The sequence below is a fragment of the Pedobacter insulae genome, assembly GCF_900113525.1.
GTDB lineage: Bacteria > Bacteroidota > Bacteroidia > Sphingobacteriales > Sphingobacteriaceae > Pedobacter > Pedobacter insulae.
In genome coordinates, this window is record NZ_FOPP01000004.1 from 1 (window position 1) to 17,993 (window position 17,993).

General features: G+C 41.0%; 14 protein-coding genes. 5 read left to right on the forward strand and 9 right to left on the reverse strand.

The window, feature by feature from the left end; translation table 11 throughout:
* Window positions 1-282: 282 nt before the first annotated feature.
* Both arr and BM207_RS07520 read right to left on the reverse strand, forming a co-directional pair.
* Entirely contained in the window at window positions 283-717 is a 435-nt protein-coding gene (gene arr, locus BM207_RS07515; RefSeq protein WP_090992974.1) for an NAD(+)--rifampin ADP-ribosyltransferase, read from the reverse strand.
* A gap of 2 nt (window positions 718-719) precedes the next feature.
* Window positions 720-1,175, reverse strand: a complete 456-nt coding sequence (locus tag BM207_RS07520; RefSeq protein ID WP_090992975.1) for a MarR family transcriptional regulator — start codon at window positions 1,173-1,175, stop codon at window positions 720-722.
* Between the two features lie 187 nt (window positions 1,176-1,362).
* On the opposite strand from BM207_RS07520, the gene BM207_RS07525 reads away from it, so the two are divergent.
* Both BM207_RS07525 and BM207_RS07530 read left to right on the forward strand, forming a co-directional pair.
* Window positions 1,363-2,520 carry a TlpA family protein disulfide reductase gene (locus BM207_RS07525; protein ID WP_090992976.1) on the forward strand — a complete coding sequence of 386 codons (1,158 nt, stop codon included), beginning with the start codon at window positions 1,363-1,365 and terminating at the stop codon, window positions 2,518-2,520.
* Window positions 2,521-2,542: 22 nt separating this feature from the next.
* Window positions 2,543-2,893, forward strand: coding sequence for a TfoX/Sxy family protein (locus BM207_RS07530; RefSeq protein WP_090992977.1), 351 nt, complete (start codon window positions 2,543-2,545; stop codon window positions 2,891-2,893).
* A 10-nt stretch (window positions 2,894-2,903) separates the two neighbouring features.
* Here BM207_RS07530 and BM207_RS07535 read toward each other — a convergent pair whose 3' ends face one another.
* Window positions 2,904-3,404, reverse strand: coding sequence for a DinB family protein (locus BM207_RS07535; RefSeq protein WP_090992978.1), 501 nt, complete (start codon window positions 3,402-3,404; stop codon window positions 2,904-2,906).
* 244 nt (window positions 3,405-3,648) lie between these two features.
* Between BM207_RS07535 and BM207_RS07540 the strand changes: the two genes are divergently transcribed.
* On the forward strand, window positions 3,649-4,014 hold the full coding sequence (locus BM207_RS07540) for a nuclear transport factor 2 family protein (RefSeq protein WP_090992979.1): 366 nt from the start codon (window positions 3,649-3,651) through the stop codon (window positions 4,012-4,014).
* A 109-nt stretch (window positions 4,015-4,123) separates the two neighbouring features.
* Here the strand turns inward: BM207_RS07540 and BM207_RS07545 are convergent, their stop codons facing one another.
* On the reverse strand, window positions 4,124-4,900 hold the full coding sequence (locus BM207_RS07545; protein ID WP_090992980.1) for a MerR family transcriptional regulator: 777 nt from the start codon (window positions 4,898-4,900) through the stop codon (window positions 4,124-4,126).
* Window positions 4,901-5,395: 495 nt separating this feature from the next.
* Here BM207_RS07545 and BM207_RS07550 point away from each other — a divergent pair, with 495 nt between their 5' ends.
* On the forward strand, window positions 5,396-7,903 hold the full coding sequence (locus tag BM207_RS07550) for a cation-translocating P-type ATPase (protein WP_090992981.1): 2,508 nt from the start codon (window positions 5,396-5,398) through the stop codon (window positions 7,901-7,903).
* A 171-nt stretch (window positions 7,904-8,074) separates the two neighbouring features.
* Here BM207_RS07550 and BM207_RS07555 read toward each other — a convergent pair whose 3' ends face one another.
* The 3 genes from BM207_RS07555 to BM207_RS07565 all read right to left on the reverse strand — a co-directional run bounded on the left by BM207_RS07555 (window position 8,075) and on the right by BM207_RS07565 (window position 9,574).
* Entirely contained in the window at window positions 8,075-8,548 is a 474-nt protein-coding gene (locus tag BM207_RS07555) for a hypothetical protein (protein WP_090992982.1), read from the reverse strand.
* A gap of 334 nt (window positions 8,549-8,882) precedes the next feature.
* Window positions 8,883-9,098 carry a hypothetical protein gene (locus BM207_RS07560; RefSeq protein WP_090992983.1) on the reverse strand — a complete coding sequence of 72 codons (216 nt, stop codon included), beginning with the start codon at window positions 9,096-9,098 and terminating at the stop codon, window positions 8,883-8,885.
* A 56-nt stretch (window positions 9,099-9,154) separates the two neighbouring features.
* Window positions 9,155-9,574 (reverse strand): DoxX family protein, encoded by a 420-nt coding sequence (locus BM207_RS07565; RefSeq protein ID WP_090992984.1) that lies wholly within the window; start codon window positions 9,572-9,574, stop codon window positions 9,155-9,157.
* 38 nt (window positions 9,575-9,612) lie between these two features.
* Here BM207_RS07565 and BM207_RS07570 point away from each other — a divergent pair, with 38 nt between their 5' ends.
* Entirely contained in the window at window positions 9,613-13,809 is a 4,197-nt protein-coding gene (locus BM207_RS07570) for a hybrid sensor histidine kinase/response regulator transcription factor (RefSeq protein ID WP_090992985.1), read from the forward strand.
* 8 nt (window positions 13,810-13,817) lie between these two features.
* Here the strand turns inward: BM207_RS07570 and BM207_RS07575 are convergent, their stop codons facing one another.
* The gene (locus BM207_RS07575) at window positions 13,818-15,299 is read right to left on the reverse strand and encodes a right-handed parallel beta-helix repeat-containing protein (RefSeq protein ID WP_090992986.1); all 1,482 of its coding nucleotides are present in this window, start codon (window positions 15,297-15,299) and stop codon (window positions 13,818-13,820) included.
* A gap of 9 nt (window positions 15,300-15,308) precedes the next feature.
* Complete coding sequence (locus BM207_RS07580) at window positions 15,309-17,984, reverse strand: glycoside hydrolase family 2 TIM barrel-domain containing protein (protein WP_090992987.1); 2,676 nt, start codon at window positions 17,982-17,984, stop codon at window positions 15,309-15,311.
* Window positions 17,985-17,993: the final 9 nt, after the last annotated feature.

Sequence of the window (17,993 nt, forward strand, 5' to 3'; positions counted from 1 at the left end):
AAAAGGAATAATCCCAGCTTTTTTATATAATTGTATGATCTTTTAAGTGGCACGGTTTGACCAAAATCACTGGCATCATCACTCCGAAATACTCATCTTCGGAAAAGGCCGGGCAAAGAGGAAGAGAATTTATTAGGTGGACTATTGGAAAAGGCAGATTATGATGATCCTACGGTCATTGGAAAAAAGAGGAAGAAGAGGCCAAAAGAGGAAAGGTCGCAAGATTTTAGCTTATAAAATGGAACAAAAAGATGGGTTTCCCCGAGTTTTTGTCGCGGCGGCCTATTCCTCGATCACCACTCCTCCGTTCTCGCTTAGCTTTTGCAGTGCTTCTTTCATGGACCGGATCTGTTCTTCCGAATGTCCTTGCCATATGGTGACCTCTCCGACAACCTTGAAGGGAGTAGTCGAGCGGTAGGACATCGTCGGATTGCCGGGGAATCTCTTATTGGTTACGTTGGGATCGTCCTCAAGCTCACCGGTCGCCTCTACCAGGTATATCCGCTGCTTTCCATCGCCCGCGGCAAGTTCCGCTCCCCAGACCGCTGCATTCAAAGTTGAAGCCAAGTAGATGTGTCGTAACTGTCTGTCTATGTAATTTGACGTGTAGCCCGTGGAGATCAGATCGCCGATATTCAAGTCAGCTTTAGTTCCATGAAAAAATGTTTGCTTAAAAGGATCCTGTATGGGCGCATTTGCTATTTGTTGGCTCTCCATGGTTATTTCTTTTGATTGATTGCTGCTAATTTTTTGTTCATCAGTTCCATGGCACCTGTAAAATATTTTGCAAGGACAGCCAGCTCATCTTGGCTAAAACTGGACAGCAGTTCCTGTGTACCGGTTTTGAAATCTTCGTACAGAGGAAGGAGCAATGCGGTTATTTTTCTGATGTCCGGGACCAGTATGATCTTTCTTCTGTCACGGCTGTCGGTCGATCTTCTGATGAGCTGTTTTTCCTCAAGGCGGTCGATCAGGTTGGTCACAGCGCCCGTTGTCAGTCCGGTAAAGACAGCTAGTTCGCCAGCGGTCATCTCTCCGCGCTGGAGAAAAAATCCTAGATATTTATGGTCTGTGCCGGCCATCCCGGCCTTGCGACCGATAGCTTCATGCATCTGTATCGAGGTATAGGCAAACTGCTGGCTCATGCTGACCAGTCTTTCGACTTTTTCTTCCATAGCTTTTATCTTTATTGTAAAGTATCTTTATTACAAAGATAATTGTTGTTGCTCAGTTTGGGAAATTATTTCAGTGCCAATTTTTGATTTATGTATATCTGTGCTGTAAATTAAAAGTTTAACGATTTGTATTATTAAATAATGTTAAATTTATTTAGATTATATTCTTATAGTGTACCTTGATGCTATGAAACGTAACCTGATCCTAGTCCTTATGCTATTTGGGCTATTTAACCAAAGTATAAAAGCACAATCTCCAATTTTACAAAAAGCTATTCAGCAGCTCAGCGCAATAAAAAATGTAAGCTATACCGAAAATAGGACGACAAAAGATTTTTTCTCTGAGGAGTTAAGTAAGGAGATTTATGATGTTCATGTAAGCAATCAGCTAATGGAGAACAAGCGTGTAGAGCTGTTTGAGTTTTCTACTACCGGGAGTAAACTGGTATTTAATGGCTCTTCTTTTTTGCGACTACAGACTAAGAAGAAAACTTACGAGATCGATAATACACCCGACCCTTCATTGTACCAGCGCGAGTTTATGTTTGGATGGCTTAAACTCATGCAAAAGTTTATTGCAAATACGCCAGGCAAGGTAAAAATGTTAGCAGATACGCTGATCAATGCTATTCCCTGTTATCATTTCAAGATCACTGAGAAGGATACTGTGATTAATAAAGAGCGTCAATACAGCATTTACGACATTTACCTTAATAAAAGCGGTTACCTTCCGGTACGTACCAAAAAAAATATGCGGGGCGTACTGAGCAAGGGAGGTTATGAGGTGGAAGGGATGATTACGTATAGGCAAGAGCAGACTTTTTCCAATTATAAGGTTAACGATAAGAACTTTCCCGACTTAAGTGAATTTAAAATCCCGGTAGATTATAGTCCCGAGAAAAGCGAAGATGAAAAGCCGCTATTGGCAGCGGGAACCGAGGCTCCAGAATGGTCGCTTGTGAGTACTTCTGGCAAATTTTTATCGAGTAGGGAATTAAAAGGTAAAGTTATATTGATCGACTTTACTTCGACTTCTTGTGTGGCTTGTATCCTTGCTGTTCCAACCATGAACAGCCTACATCAAAAATATGCAAATACAGAGGTTGAAGTGGTGAGTATAAACTCTTGGGAAAAGAAGGAAGCCGTTCTAAAGTTTGTAAAACAACATAAAGTAAGTTATCCAATTTTTGTTGACCCAAAGAAACTAGAAGAGAAATACAACGTAAGTAGTATCCCCACCTTTTACATCATTGATAGAAAGGGTAAGGTGGCTGCTTCATTTAGTGGTTACAGCGATAAACTGCAAGCTGAGCTCATCGCTAAAATAGGAGAAATTAATAAATGAGAAATTGCTTGACCATACTGCCATGAAAAGAGAATTTGATACACGGGCTGCGGACCAGGTCCGGGAAATGCTGATTGACCAAAAGGATGTTGCTGAAAAAGAAATGTTCAGCGGAATATGCTTTATGGTCGATGAAAAATTGTGCATCTGCGTGACCAAAGAAAATCTGCTGTGCAGGATTGGAGAAGAAAAAGTCCTGACAGAGTTGGAAAAGGGTACTTGCAGTCAGATGGTGATGAACGGCAGGACAAGTAAGAATTTCGTGTATGTGCCAATTGCGGAAAATTTAAGGAAACAGGATTTAGCCTATTGGGTCAACCTTTGCCTGGAATATAATCCGATGGCCAAATCCTCTAAAAAGAAAAGCAAATAAATTTTCCCAGTTACTCGGGAGCGGTCATTCCCATTTCTGCCCACTCTTGCTTAGAAGGGCCGTAAAGACCGGGAACGGGTAAGCCCCAAAAGCGCATGATTACTGTCATATGGCCACGATGGTGGCTCTGGTGGTTTATCAGTATACGCAATACTGTGCCTTTAGACCATTGATCCCCATACATGTCTACCATCTCCAGCAATGAAGAATCAGTCCATTTGGAATGTACTGCTTTAGCAATTTGAGCAGCATAATCTTCATATTTGACAGTCAGCTCCGCCATCGTGTCGGGCAGGGATTCATGTTCCAGCGGATCGGTTGTAAATAAACCTGCTTTGTGCCCCATTTCAGTTAGGGTTTGGGTCAGGTGCCAGCCCAGGCGTTCCAGCGAACGAACTTCAGGATGAATAGTCTGCGCACGCAGTTCATCGGTTACGATCTTCAGAACTTTAGCAGTTCCTGCTGTTTCATATTCCCAGTCGGTCAAAAAATCATGGATGGTTCTATACATTTTAAAGAGATTAGTTTTTAAAATTAGTACGACAAATATAAAAATTAATAACTAATATAATTAGTATTATTTAAAAGAAAAAAACTAAAAATATTAGTTTTGTTTACGTGTATGGAATGGCGTTCCGTAGTTTTGTAAAACCAAGTCTATCAGGCCCGTGAAGCCGAGGTGAACCTGACCTTTAGAGTGGCCTCTAAGCGGCTAATTTTATACCTTTGGAAATTAAGGTTATCAAAAAGAAGTTATGGAAAGCGAAATACTGGATTTAGAAGCACAAATTGTTGCAGCCATTTTAAGCAGCGATGTAAAGGTATTGGACCAGTTGCTGCACGATCAGCTGGTATTTATCAATCATCTAGGTATGGCCCTTTCTAAACAGCAGGATCTGGCCCCGCATATTAGCGGGGATTTGAAGATTACTCAGTTAAAAACTTCAGATCAGCAGGTGCATTCTTTCGGAAATACAGTTGTGGTTGTGGTTTCAAAAGAGATTAAAGGCAGCTATCTAAAACAGGAGTTCGAAAGCCATGTCAAATTTACCCGGGTCTGGCAACAGACTAACGGACAGTGGAAAGTGATCGCTGCAAGCAGTGTGCCTTTACAAATCTGATAAAGAGGTTCAATACTGATCAGGGTCTTGATCCATTGATAAAAGCGGCCACCAGGAACGGTTCATTTATTTACCATGCATCAATCCACACCTGAAGGATAGCGCTGACTTAGTGTAGCGAGGCGGAATAGATCGACATTGCCTCGCTGATAAATATTCTAAAATCTGGGTCAGTCTCACCACTTTCGCTGGTGAATCTTTCATCGGTCAGGTAGAGCTGCCCTAGACCTTGATAGGCCTCAGCCTGCTTGTCTACTGCCTGGTGGGTACCCCACAGTTTTCTTGTATTTTGATAATGCTGGCCTACCAGTTCCTGCACAGTTTGGTTTGCGGGCTTTAAGTGCTTTAGCTGGTAGAGGGATTTGCCCAGCTCCTTTTGCCTTGAAACCAATGCCTGCATAGCTTCCTTGCTGAGGCTTTTCAAATGGTTTTCTGCATGGGTTACCGCTTCTTCACCGTAGCTGCTGATGGCCTGGTTTCGGTAATTTTGGGCCTCTTGCTCACTGAGCCCCTGATATAGATCTTCGAGGTTTAACATGGTTTTATTTTTTAGTGAAATAAGGGTTTGATTTAGCGTTTTCATTAAGGTATCGATCCGGCGTCTTTTGGCTTTTAGCAGGGTCTTATGGCCTTCCATGGCTTTGATCAGATCGAAGTTTGGATCGTCCAGGATGGCAAGTATCTGCTTTAAAGGGAAGTCAAGTTCCCTGTAAAACAGGATCTGTTGCAGGCGCAGCAGTTCGGACTCGCAATAGAGCCTGTACCGCGAACCAGTCCTTTGGGCTGGTTTAAGTAGGCCCATGTGATCATACAGGTGCAGGGTCTTGACTGTTACACCAGCGAGTTTGGCCAGTTGTTTTACCGAATAGTTGCTTTGCGTGCTCATGTTCTTCTGATTACGCAGACAAAGGTAGGCTATGACCTTAGGTAAGAGTCAAGAACTATTTTCAAAAAAATGATTTTGGTCCATTATTTCTTAACATCAGGGCATGATTTTAGGAGTAGTCCGATTAAACAGTTGCGGTCAAATCGTTTTGGATACCTCCAATGCTTTGTAATAGTCGATGTGTTCCATTTTGAAACGATTTGATCAAGGTATCTTCCTAAGGTACGAAGTAATTGACAATATAGGAAATCCACACGGTAAAGGGTGATGTACATCACTTGGGTTTTTGATATTGACCAGATCGAAAGCCGAGCCGAACTTGACTAATCATCCGCTCAGGTGACGATCAATACTTTAACAAGGTTGTAAAAACGGAAATTTGTAATGTATGAACAATGGTAGCCTGCCTTACCTTGATGTAAACTGCAGCAAGCACGCGCTTAATTTCTAGAATGATTTGTGTATTTTTAACCCTAACAAAATTAGCCTTTCATCATGTCCGTACAACATTTCAATATCAAGGGTCTCAACGACCAGCAGGTAGCGGTCTCTAGGGGTAAATTCGGGAACAATGCATTAAGCTATAAAAAAGAAGCGACCATTTTAGATTCCATAAAGGGATTGGCTAAAGAACCGATGATTGCCCTACTTGTGATTGCATCGCTCATCTATTTTATAAACGGGCGAGCAAGCGATGGCTTTTTTTTGATATTGGCTATTGCTTTGATTGCTGCTATTTCCATTTATCAGGATTCTCGGAGCAGAAATGCGCTACAGAAACTGAAGAACTTTACCCAGCCTAACTGCAGGGTCATCCGAAATGGCTCGACAATTGAAATAAAGAGCGAGGAGATCGTGGTTGGCGATAGCTTGATCGTAGAAGAAGGAACCTCGGTGGTGGCCGATGGTATCATTGTGCATTCCAACGACTTTTCGGTAAACGAATCGGTACTAACAGGGGAATCCCTTCCTATTTTTAAAGATAAAACACATCTGGAGCCGTTTATCTATAAAGGTACCACGGTGGAAAGTGGCCTGGCTATCGTTAGGGTAACCCATGTTGGAAACCAAAGCCGCCTTGGTAAGATTGGAGTAAGTCTAGAGGCAATCAAGGAGGAAAAGTCTCCATTAGAAATTCAGATCAACACTTTTGTAAAAAAAATGGTGGTGATAGGAGCCTTGGTGTTCATGGTGGTCTGGGGCATTAACTATGTTGCTTCCCGTGACCTGTTGGAGAGTTTGCTCCAGGCCCTTACGCTGGCAATGAGCATTCTGCCCGAAGAAATTCCTGTGGCCTTTACCGTCTTTATGGCTTTAGGTGCGTGGAGGTTGATGAAGATGCAGATCGTAGTCAAACAGATCAAAACGGTGGAAACTCTGGGCAGTGCTACGGTCATCTGTATCGACAAAACGGGGACCATAACTGAGAACAGAATGGCGCTGGCAAAGCTTTTCACACTATCGGGCCAACGTATTTCTACGCTGGGAGAGCTATTGGGCCCTCAGGAAAAGGAGTTGATTGAGACTGCCATGTGGGCAAGTGAACCCATCGCTTTCGATCCCATGGAGCTTGCCCTACACAAAGCTTATGGCGAGTTTGCCAAGGATGATGACCGCGCTGATTTTAAGATGGTACATGAGTATCCACTTGACGGAAAGCCGCCGATGATGACCCATGTTTTTAGGGACGAAAAGGGCAGACAGATTGTAGCGGCCAAGGGAGCACCCGAGGCGCTGATGAACGTCTGCGATTTAACTGAAGTTGAAAAACAAAAAATTGAAGATGCTTTGCTAACAATCACCAAAGAAGGGTACCGGGTTTTAGGTGTGGGACAATGTGAGTTTTCGGGCACTGATTATCCCAAAACGCAACAAGAGTTCCCCTTTGTATTAAAGGGAATTGTCGCTTTCTATGATCCGCCAAAGGCGAATATCGCTAAAGTGATGCAGGATTTCTACCGGGCGGGAATTGCCGTGAAGATCTTGACCGGCGATAATTCGGCTACCACCCAGGCCATTGCCAAACAAATCTCTTTTAAAGGTGCAGATAAAAGTTTAACCGGTGAGCAACTGATGGGGATGTCTGAGATGGAGCTGCAAGACAAAGTAATGGAGACCACGATTTTTACACGCATGTTCCCTGAGGCCAAATTGCGAATCATTAATGCCCTAAAGGCAAATGGTCAGGTGGTAGCCATGACTGGGGATGGAGTGAACGACGGTCCAGCTCTAAAAGCAGCCCATATTGGCATTGCAATGGGAAAAAAGGGAACCGAAATTGCCAAGCAGGCAGCTTCTTTGATTTTGTTGGAAGATGATCTTTCCAAGATGGTGATTGCGGTGGCCCAAGGCAGAAAAATCTACGCTAATTTGAAAAAGGCAATCCGGTATATCATTTCCATCCATGTTCCCATTATGCTTACCGTCTTTCTTCCGCTGTTGCTGGGCTGGGAATATCCAAATATATTCTCTCCGGTTCAAGTTATTTTTTTAGAGCTGATCATGGGACCCACCTGTTCGATTGTTTTTGAAAATGAACCGATAGAGAAAAACTCTATGCTGCACAAACCAAGGCCATTTAATGCTACTTTTTTTAATGGGAGGGAACTGGCGGTCAGTATCTTTCAGGGACTAGCCATTACCTGTGGAACATTGTTTGTCTATCGGTACGCTGCTGACCACTATTTCGGAGAATCATATACCCGTACCATGGTATTCACAGTGTTAATTGCAGCCAATGTTTTCCTGACTCTTCAAAGCCGCTCATTCTATTATTCGATTTTTACTACTTTAAGATATGAAAACCGCTTGGTGCCACTGGTTATTGCCCTTACGGTGTCCATCACAGGGCTGTTGTTGTTCGTTCCTTCTCTGACGGCATTTTTCGGCTTTGCTCGCCTTAGCGTTGTCCAAATACTGGGCTGTGTGTGTGTCGCATTTGTTTGTGTATTCTGGTACGAGCTTGTAAAGCTAGAAGGCAGGCAAAGAAAAGTTCGAGCATAAAGGTTGGGGGTGTGAGATGAATAGCTTATCGGACCGGGGTGTCATTTCCGCTGATAAGGGAACGAGCATTTCGAAGACGTTAGTTTGGGCGTGCGTCTGGTGTTGGCGAGATAGCCATAGAGGTTTTAAAATCCAACAACCAGTAATTTCTTATCATTAAATATTTTGGGTTTAAAAAAAGTAAATCCCCAAAAGTAAGAAGATCATGCCCAACAACTCTATCTTTATTTGGCCAGGAAATAGGAGTTTTGTAGGTTCGGCACTTTTTGGAAGGTTGACTTGAAAGAGTACTCCGCGGACCACCACTAAATCCCATTGTCTAAACTCCCTTCTTCCCAGTTGGGCGAACGAAGTTTCCACAAAGTAATTGACAATTGCAGCACTATCTCTCTTTTTTTTAGGTAAGCGGAAATTGTTGTCGATATATTGGTCAAATAGTAACCCATCCCGATCGATTTTTTTCCACCGTAGCGTGTTTTTTATCGTACCGTAATTAACTTGCTTGGCGAGCGTATCTGGTCTACTGTTTTTAAGTATTTGATCATTCTTTTCGACAGCGCAGGAGCTAAGCAGTGTAGTCAGCCAAAGTGCCGTTGCTAGTAGATAGAAAATAGTTTTATTTGCTGTATCGTGGATTCGTTTCATGGATGCGTTGTTTAGCGATAATTTGATATCCCAAAATCTCTTAATTTGTTATCGGATGCAATGATACTTGTCATTTAAAAATGTGATATTTTTTAAAAAACCAGATCTTCAAACGAAACTTTTGAGACTAGTTCAGATTGGTGGCTTTTTTATCCTTTTGACGCGGTTGAACCAAACTTTCTTAAGCATTACTGAGTCGTTATCAAACTTAAATTCTCCTTTGAGTGTGTTCATTTTAGAATTCCCAAATTTTATCAGCGTGAGCGTTGTTGTTTCGATCTTTTTTTGTCAAAGTTCATATAAACAGCAAGTTTTTCGGTGCCAGTGCCACCTTTTATATCAAAAGCTGCGCCCCACCTAAGGAAGGAGTTAAATACCGCTGAGGTTGGCCATCAACGATATGATAAGCACTAATATTGGAAGCGTTATATAACGCAGGTGATGAAAGTGCATTTTTTCCGTCAGCGGTTAACACGGAAATTGAAACATCTGCGTCTAGTACGCTCGACTTTTTTTTGCATGCCACGGCAAAAATAAAAGCAATGAACAATAAAGCTAGTTTTAAAGTTTTCCTAATTAATTATTGGCAAGCATAACCCAACGGGCTCAGCTCTTTCTATTTTTGAGGTAGGCAAACCCGCCTGTAGACCAGATGGCCGCGAGAATTAACACGGGCTGGAAAAAAAGACGGGCAAGTCGGGCACTGTTGGTATTCAATCCAAAGGCATCAGTGTGGTTGAGGTACTGGGCAATGTTGCCTGGAAATATGAGGATGTAAAACAAGGCCAAGGCAAAGCCGATCTGTGGTCGTTTGTTTTTCCAGCATAACATGGCAAGTCCAAGGGAAATTTCTACGACGCCAGATAAGATCACAACCAAGTCTTTGCTTAAGGGGATCCAGTTGGGTACTTGTGCCTGAAACTCCTGCCGCTGAAAGGTGAAATGTCCCAAGGCGGCCGCAATCATGAATAAGCCCAAGATGATGCGAACCGTGTGTTGGGCCATGGTGGTTTTTATCTTTTGCATGTTTAAAGATAAGCTAAAAATACTTATCTTAGAGGTTGATGGTAACCAAAAAGAAAATCAATCACATTGGCCTAAGATGCTTGTTTCCTTTTATAACTGTTCTGCTAACTATTCTTGGTTTTTCTGTTTTTGCGCAACAAAAATCGATTAGTTTTAAGCGTCTTACCATTAATGATGGGCTCTCTCAGAATACTATTTTTTGTATTTACCAAGATCATCGTGGCTTTATGTGGTTTGCCACCGAAGATGGGTTAAATCGATACGATGGTTATGAATTTAAAATTTTCAAGAATGAACCCAATCAGCCTCGTAGCCTACAAAATAATCAAGTGAACGTTATTGCGGAGGACGCCAACAAACAGCTAGTTGTGGGTACTGCAGGCGGATTGAGCTTTTTTAATCGCGAAACAGAAGACTTTGTTAATATTGTGATACCACGGAAAGACAAAGATCTTCAATCATCAAACTTTGTCACGTCCTTGGTATTTGATCGCAATTACCTTTATGTGGGCACTTATGATGGACTTAAATGCTACGATTTAAAGGATAAAAAGTTCAGAGACGACCTAGTACCAAAAGGTTTTCGTGAGTCAAATGTGCAAACGCTCTATAAAGATAATCGAGGTAAATTGTGGATTAGTTATAAAAGCAGCTTAAAATGTATAGACCTCGTTACTAAAAAGGAAGCCCCACTTCCTGATGCGATTGCGAAAGCACTTTCGAAAACGCCAAGCACAATTCGCATAATTAAGCAAGATAATACAGGCGACTTCTGGTTTGGTACGGAACAAAATGGCCTGTTTTATTTAAAAGGGCGCCAAAATAGTGTGGTAAATTTTCGGCATCAGCCTGGCAATAAAAATAGCCTACCGGTTGACGTAGTGAGAGATCTATATTTTCACGAAGATGGAACGTTGTGGATTGCCACAAGAAAGGGACTTTGTATTTTTGATAGGAAGGGAAGTTTATTTACGACTTATACTAACGACAAATACAATGAAGCAAGTTTATCGCATCGATCTATTCTAAAAATTATGCCAGATAGGCAAGGCAATATTTGGATAGGGACGTACGCAGGTGGGGTAAATGTGTATAATCGAGCTAATCTGAACTTTACAAATATTGGTGAACAAATGGGTTCCAAACCGGGATTAACGAATGCGGTAGTGAGCTCTATATTGCACGATAGAAGTGGGGGATTATGGATAGGAACTGAAGGTGGAGGGTTGAACTATTTAAATAGACAGAAACAAATTTTGAGTTCTTATAGCCTCAAGACCAAAAGCTTGGTTTCCGAAAATCTCATTAAATCACTTGCATTAGATGCTAAAGGAAATATTTGGATAGGTGCATTCGATGGGCTTAGGTATTTTAATACGCGCACGAAAACTCAAACATTACATGTCTTGCCCTATGATGCTTTATATAGGGGAAGATCACAAATATATTCGCTTCTTGTGGATGGAGATGGTTTATGGGTGGGAACTAATGGAGGAGGGTTAATTTATACCAATCCTGAAAGTGGAGAGCAGAAGATTTTTGTAGCAGACCTGAAAAACAAAAATGGTTTAATAGGGAATAATGTGAGTGCACTAGTAAAAGATGGATCTGGTAACTTATGGATTGGCACTTTACAGGGGCTTGCCTATTTAGACACTAAATCGATGAAATTTAAACGATTTGTACATACTAAGTCTCCCTTTAGTCTGAACAATAACAATGTAACTTGTTTATTTATCGACTCTAAAGGTAGGTTCTGGATAGGGACTAGGGGTGGAGGACTTCATCGTTTTGATCAATCAAAAAGCCGATTTTATAGTTACACGGAAAGAGAGGGTTTACACAATAACGTGATTAGGGCAATTAATGAAGATTTGAAAGGTAGGATTTGGCTAAGTACTAATAAAGGCATTAGTGTATTTGACCCATCAGCATTGGACAAGGATACCACTTCTAAGCTTAGGTTTAAAAATTACAGTGTAATTGATGGCCTCCAAAGTAATCAGTTCATTACCAATGCGACCCATCGTTTGCCTAATGGAGAGCTATTATTCGGCGGCATTAATGGTATCACTAGCTTTTTTCCTGATCAAATTGTGTCGAACAAGCTGGCGTCACCTGTGGTATTTACCGAATTGCTAATTAACAATAAACCTATAGATTACAATAAGGAAGATTCGCCAATCAAAAAAAATGTAGATGAGGTAAGGAATATAACCTTGCCCTATGATCAGGCTTATATCACCATAAAATATGCCATGCTCAACTACTTGAATACGGCAAAAAACACTTATGCTTATATGCTTAAAGGCTTCGGTAAGGACGACTGGCACTATGTTAAAGATCAACGTAGTGCTACATACACCAATCTAAATGCTGGTAAGTATGTTTTTATGGTAAAAGCGGCCAATAATGATGGGGTATGGAATACCAAAATAGACCAGATCATTATTCATGTACTGCCTCCATGGTATAAAACCTGGTGGGCCTATTTAATCTACTTATTTATTATCGCCGGACTACTTTATCTTTTTTATTACTTCTCTTATAAAACCGCGAAACTTAAAAACGAACTAGATTTTGAGCAATTAAGTCACGAAAAAGACCAAGAGCTTTCTCAAAGGAAGCTTACGTTTTTTACGCACATTTCTCACGAGATTAAAACGCCACTTACGCTGATTATTTCGCCCATAGAGAAACTTTTGAGCACGGTAAATGACCATAAGTTGCAACAACAGCTTCAGTTAATCCACCGAAATGGGGAGCGCTTAATGCGACTTACCCACCAGTTATTAGACTATCGAAAGTTTGAAACGGGCAATATGAGGCTTCAAGCTGCTGAAGGTAATATGATCAGGTTTGTGAAAGAGGTAATGGTCGCATTTCAATCTTACGCAAAAAGTAAAAAAATACACTTTAAACTGTTTGCCACTCAGAAGAGTATTAGGGTTTGGTTTGATCGGGATAAAATGGAGAAAGTACTTTACAATTTAATTGCCAACGCCATAAAATTTACCCCTTCTGGTGGAACCATCACGCTATCAGTATTGGAAAGGGCCGGTACCAATAGCGGAGATGCAGGGTGGGTTACTATTGCTATTGAAGACAATGGGGTAGGGATATCGCCAGTTTATTTGCCAACTATATTCGACCAGTTCAAGCATTATAATGTGAACGGAATTAACGGTGAGGGCACAGGCATCGGTCTTTCCCTCTCTAAGGGTCTGGTTGAGATGCACTTAGGCAAAATTGAGGTTGAAAGCACGCCTGCTACCAGTACGATACCTGGAAATACAATTTTTACTGTTCTATTGCCTTTGGGAAATACCCACCTATCCAAAGAAGAGATTATACATGATTATAATAATAGCGAAGACATCCGTACTTATGCAAATACGGAAGAAATTCAATTAACTGAAACAACCATAGCTAAGAAGCAGTATATTTTAAATGAAAATACTTCGCAACGGTTAATGATGTTGGTAGTGGAAGACAATCCTGAGGTATTAGCCTTCGTGGCTTCTCATTTTGAAGGTGATTTTGAGGTAATTACCGCAGTAGATGGAATAGACGGATGTGAAAAGGCTACTTCACAACTTCCAGATATCATTATTAGCGATGTGATGATGCCCAATTTTACGGGAACCGAGTTATGTGAAAAGTTGAAAAATGACCAACGCACCAGTCATATCCCAATCATTCTTCTTACCGCACGGGAGACTTTGCTTTATAAAATAGAAGGACTGGAAACTGGAGCAGACGATTATATTGTAAAACCTTTTAATTTAAAGTACCTAGAAGTGAGGATATGGAACTTGCTTGAATCGAGAATTAAATTACGGGAAAAATATAGTCGGGACTTAACTTTGCAGCCCACCAATTTGGCTATTACTTCGATTGATGAAAAGTTTTTGGAACGCACCCTGAGATACATTGAGGAAAATATGGCAGATGAAAATTTATCTGTAGAGGGTTTAAGTAAGGAAGTTGGAATGAGTAAAACCACTTTATACCGCAAACTTAAAGCGCTCACCAATCAGAATACAAATGAATTTATTAGAACCGTACGTTTAAATAGAGCTGCCCAATTGCTTAAGCAACAAAAGCTGAATGTAAGTGAAATTGCTTATTTGGTTGGATTTAATGACCAGGATTATTTTAGAAAATGTTTTAAAGAAAAGTTTGGGTGTACCCCAAAAGCCTACGCCAATCAAAGTAGTGAAGATAAGAGCTAGTGAGTCTTTTAATGGAAGGCACCAACTCCCCAATTTTTAACACCTATTCTTTTACCTTTAAAATTAACTTCACTGGGAGAAAGCCAATAATTTTTGGCAACCTCTTTTACATCAACACCAATCGATTTAACTTTGATCCCATTTGTTGTTTTAATGAATAAGTTCTTGTCTAAAATGGCAGCAGTATCTCCTATTTGAGAGGGCTTGGCGAAACCATAATAGGCATTATTAATAAATTGGGCAGTTTCTCCTTCAGATTCGGTGACCAATGTCCCATCACCCTGCTGATAAAATATATTGTTGTAAAAAACAGATGTCGGCAGTGCCTCATCAGCAACCACTACGGCTGCGTCTTTGGGTAAAACCACTGTATTATTATGAAAAATACCGGAGCCTCGAGGCTTTGTCCACACAGGGAAATCGAATATATGCTTTCCCTTTACGCCATCATTAACACTAAGGTTGTAACGAACTATCGATTCGCTAGACGATCCATAAACTAACATAAACCCACCCTCATTGTCATGGCTGTAATTATATTGCACCACAGTGCGGTAGCTGTCTAAATCAGCATCAAAAGCTTGCCCGTCCATGCCCCCGCGCGTGTGATGAACCTCATTGTACTCAAATCTTGCTTCATCGGTACTTCTGCACCATAAAGCCACGCCATGCTTCACTAAATTTTCAGGGCCGTTATGATTTTCGTAGGCCAAGTTATGCGAAATAATGGGTTGGAAGGCATATCTAATTATAGCACCATCGCCGGCACAATGATGTATTTTATTATTTCTAATAATGAGCTTTGTGAAAGGTCGGTTGCCTCTTTTGGCATTATTGCCCTTCGTTAAGTTGGTGAAAATCCCTACTCGGTTGATATTTCCGATCTCACAATTTTCTATAATGATATCATTAAACTTGGTATTTTCTCCACCTATCAAACCAATGCCACCAGTATTCTTTCCCTTGGTTTCGAAAGAATAATCGCCCATAATGTCGTGAATATAAAGGTTAGTAAATCTGAAGTGTTGTTTTAGCTCATTAGCTAAACTCGTTACTAAAATACCGGTCCTGTTACCTACGGATGCAGCCTTGTTGGTTAACTCGAGGTTGTCAATATGCCAGCCCTCTATGTTTTTCAGTAAAATAATTTGGTCTACCTTTCCCTTGCCATCAATTATTGGTTTCTTTCCTTTCCCGTAACTGGAAAGCGTTATGGGACGGTTGGGAGTTCCTGAACCCTGTAATACTAATTGCCCTTCCCAAAACTCATTACATTTGAGCCGAATGATATCTCCGGGTTGAAATACCTGCGCATTGATTTTAGTCAGTGTTTTCCAAGCGTTGGTGGGCGAAGAGCCAGAATTTTCGTCATTACCGGTTGTCGCATTTACATAATAGGTTTTGCTTTTGCCTTTGTTACCCGGTGCGTTAAAGGCAAGCATAATCGCTAAGCTTAATGCCGACCATATGACTACGCTTATTACTTTCATTATGCTAAATTAATAGATCTTTTTTAATTGAATTCCATTTATAATGGCTTCGTCCAAGATTGGCTTGAAGTTAATTTTTATGCCTGAGTTATGTGTTGCGGTTACCTTAACTTTGTAACTATGGGCTTCGGCGGCTTTAAGCTCGTTTTTATTTCCCAAATTGGCAATCATGGTTTTACCATTTATTGCAACATCAAAATTCCGTTCTTTAAACTGCTCATTTACTGTTGTTTTAGCGCCTAAGTCGTAAGCTAAGGCTTTTTGTGGTTCGCTAGAAACAAGTTCGGCAAAATGTAGGGTAAGCTCATATTCGCCATCTGGCACATCAAAAATAAATGCGTCCATACCTATCCGTTGGGTTTGGTAAACAGGATCTAAAGCTGTGCCTAGTATATTTTTGTTCGATCCAAAGCTTAGCCTTGAAGTATCTGTCATGCTGAAACGTGTGCCACCCACATAACCCCAAGAACCTTTTGTGTACGCTTGTTCTGGTATCCATAACTCTTGGGCAGGCTGAGCCAAAAAATAGCGGGTATCGCCCAAGCTTATGTTTACATCGCTAAACGGAAGCGTTTCGCTATTTAATATTTTCGGAATTAGCCGTGCCACCACTTCAACCTGGTCTTGTTTTCCATGGCCGGTGGTGGCAATGAGCGTGTTGCTACCTGGTAATAATGTTACGGTAAAGTTGGCAATTCCCATTGAAGTTGTTTGCTTGCCAATAGGTACTCCATTCACGGCTAGACTAACCGTTTTTTGATTGCTATACACTTTTATTTGTTGCCTGAATTCGTTGTTGCCGTCGGCTACACCACCCAGCACAGTTCTTCCTGTTAAACCAATTTTAATAAATGGTACCGTTAGTAAATTAGCCTGATAAAACAAATAGGTGTCTTTAGGTTTTCTGTCGATGGTTAATAAGCCTTTATTGTTAATGTGCGGATCGGTTTCAACTCGTTCTTCGGAGTTAAAGTCGGCCAAGTTCCACGCCATTGCAGCGGCTACAAAAGGTCTTTCTAGCATAGCTTTTAGGTAGAATTCGTGATATTGAACAGCATATTCCACACTTTTATCAAACCTTAAAGGTTGCTCGCTATGTATTCTACTATCGGCATCAGCACCGTACTCGGTAACTAATAAAGGTTTGTCGGGTAGCAGACGATGGTGCATATCTAAAAAAGTGGCAAAGCCAGTATATTTTCCGGTGTACCATCCTTGATATAAGTTCCAACCCACCAACATAGGGATTTTGGTTAAACCAATCCGATTATAAAGCGCAAAGTTACCATGATTTGGAATCATAGTATACCTATTCGGATCCTCTTCCCTGGTAAGGTTTTCTAACTCTTGAGCTAATTTAAAAACATTTTTAAAATAGACCTCCCGTCGTGTGCTGTCATTGGCAAAAGGGGGGCGAAGTAATACTTCGTTCATATAGGCCCAAATAATCACACTTGGATGATTATAATTTTGCCGAATCATTTCCCTTTGCATGTTTTTGCTATTGTTCGCAAATGCTTCGGTCTCGGTAATGGCATTTACAACCGGTATTTCAACCGCCGCAAGGAGCCCTAACTGATCGCACGCCGCTAATACCGCTGGGTCTTGCGGGTAGTGTGCCACACGAAGAAAGTTTCCCCCCATTTCTTTTAATAAGCGCACATCTTTAATTGCAATCTCGTCGCCAACGGCGTTACCCAGGTTTTTGTAATCTTGATGTCTGCTGGCTCCAATTAATTTAAGTGGCTTGCCATTTAGAAAGAATCCCTTTGCCGCATCAAATTTAAACCATCTAAACCCGAGCGGGTTTGAAACCTGATCTAATAATTCTCCTGTCTTAGCATTTCTGATAGTGGTAATAAGCTGATACAGATTGGGCTCGGTTGGCGACCATAATTTTGGATTGTTAATTTCCTCGAAATTAAGCTCAAAATGAGTAAGGCCATCGCTTTTTAGTTGTTTTTTCTGCTCGGCAATTACCCTATTTTTGTATTTTAGGGTTGCCGTAACGATTAGCTCAGTTACATTCTCTGCAGCATTGTTAATGTCCCCTTTTATACTTACGCTTGCTTTTTCATCGCTAACTAGTGGGGTGGTGATAAAAACACCTTTTCCACCATATTTATCAATATTGAAATGTGTTTTTCCTGCTACAGTTAAGTAAACGTCTCGATATAAGCCACCAAAGAATGTAAAGTCGGCGCTCAGTGGCGGAATGTTGGCGTTATACCGGTTATCTACTTGAATAGTAATTTCATTCTTACCATTTTGATCGAAACGCAAAAAAGGGCTCACATCTACATTAAAACCGGTATACCCACCAATATGAGTGCCGGCCTTTTTTCCGTTTACAAAAATTACAGTAGTTTGGTTTGCGCCCTCAAAACTGAGAAACACCTTACGGTTTTTCCAGTTCGCTGGAATAACAAGGTGTTTTTTATACCATCCTGAGCCTCTATAATAGCCAGGTACATCGTCGTTTACATCAGTTGTATTCCAACTGTGAGGGATTTGTACTTTTTCCCAGCTGATTTGCTGAGTTAATAGGGCAGGGTAAGACAGCTTTCCTTTATAAAATTGCCAATCGGAATTAGCAGATAAACTTATCCTTTCTTGTGCCCTGGCAACGGAAGTTAAAATGATAAGGGTAATTAGTAGGGTAAAATACAGGCAATTGTTTCTCATGGTAAATTA

What these genes read in the sequence shown, in the direction of transcription:
- arr (WP_090992974.1), bottom strand. Translation starts at nt 717, where the DNA reads ATGGAGAGCCAACAAATAGCAAATGCGCCCATACAGGATCCTTTTAAG.
- BM207_RS07520 (WP_090992975.1), bottom strand. Translation starts at nt 1,175, where the DNA reads ATGGAAGAAAAAGTCGAAAGACTGGTCAGCATGAGCCAGCAGTTTGCC.
- BM207_RS07525 (WP_090992976.1), top strand. Translation starts at nt 1,363, where the DNA reads ATGAAACGTAACCTGATCCTAGTCCTTATGCTATTTGGGCTATTTAAC.
- BM207_RS07530 (WP_090992977.1), top strand. Translation starts at nt 2,543, where the DNA reads ATGAAAAGAGAATTTGATACACGGGCTGCGGACCAGGTCCGGGAAATG.
- BM207_RS07535 (WP_090992978.1), bottom strand. Translation starts at nt 3,404, where the DNA reads ATGTATAGAACCATCCATGATTTTTTGACCGACTGGGAATATGAAACA.
- BM207_RS07540 (WP_090992979.1), top strand. Translation starts at nt 3,649, where the DNA reads ATGGAAAGCGAAATACTGGATTTAGAAGCACAAATTGTTGCAGCCATT.
- BM207_RS07545 (WP_090992980.1), bottom strand. Translation starts at nt 4,900, where the DNA reads ATGAGCACGCAAAGCAACTATTCGGTAAAACAACTGGCCAAACTCGCT.
- BM207_RS07550 (WP_090992981.1), top strand. Translation starts at nt 5,396, where the DNA reads ATGTCCGTACAACATTTCAATATCAAGGGTCTCAACGACCAGCAGGTA.
- BM207_RS07555 (WP_090992982.1), bottom strand. Translation starts at nt 8,548, where the DNA reads ATGAAACGAATCCACGATACAGCAAATAAAACTATTTTCTATCTACTA.
- BM207_RS07565 (WP_090992984.1), bottom strand. Translation starts at nt 9,574, where the DNA reads ATGCAAAAGATAAAAACCACCATGGCCCAACACACGGTTCGCATCATC.
- BM207_RS07570 (WP_090992985.1), top strand. Translation starts at nt 9,613, where the DNA reads ATGGTAACCAAAAAGAAAATCAATCACATTGGCCTAAGATGCTTGTTT.
- BM207_RS07575 (WP_090992986.1), bottom strand. Translation starts at nt 15,299, where the DNA reads ATGAAAGTAATAAGCGTAGTCATATGGTCGGCATTAAGCTTAGCGATT.
- BM207_RS07580 (WP_090992987.1), bottom strand. Translation starts at nt 17,984, where the DNA reads ATGAGAAACAATTGCCTGTATTTTACCCTACTAATTACCCTTATCATT.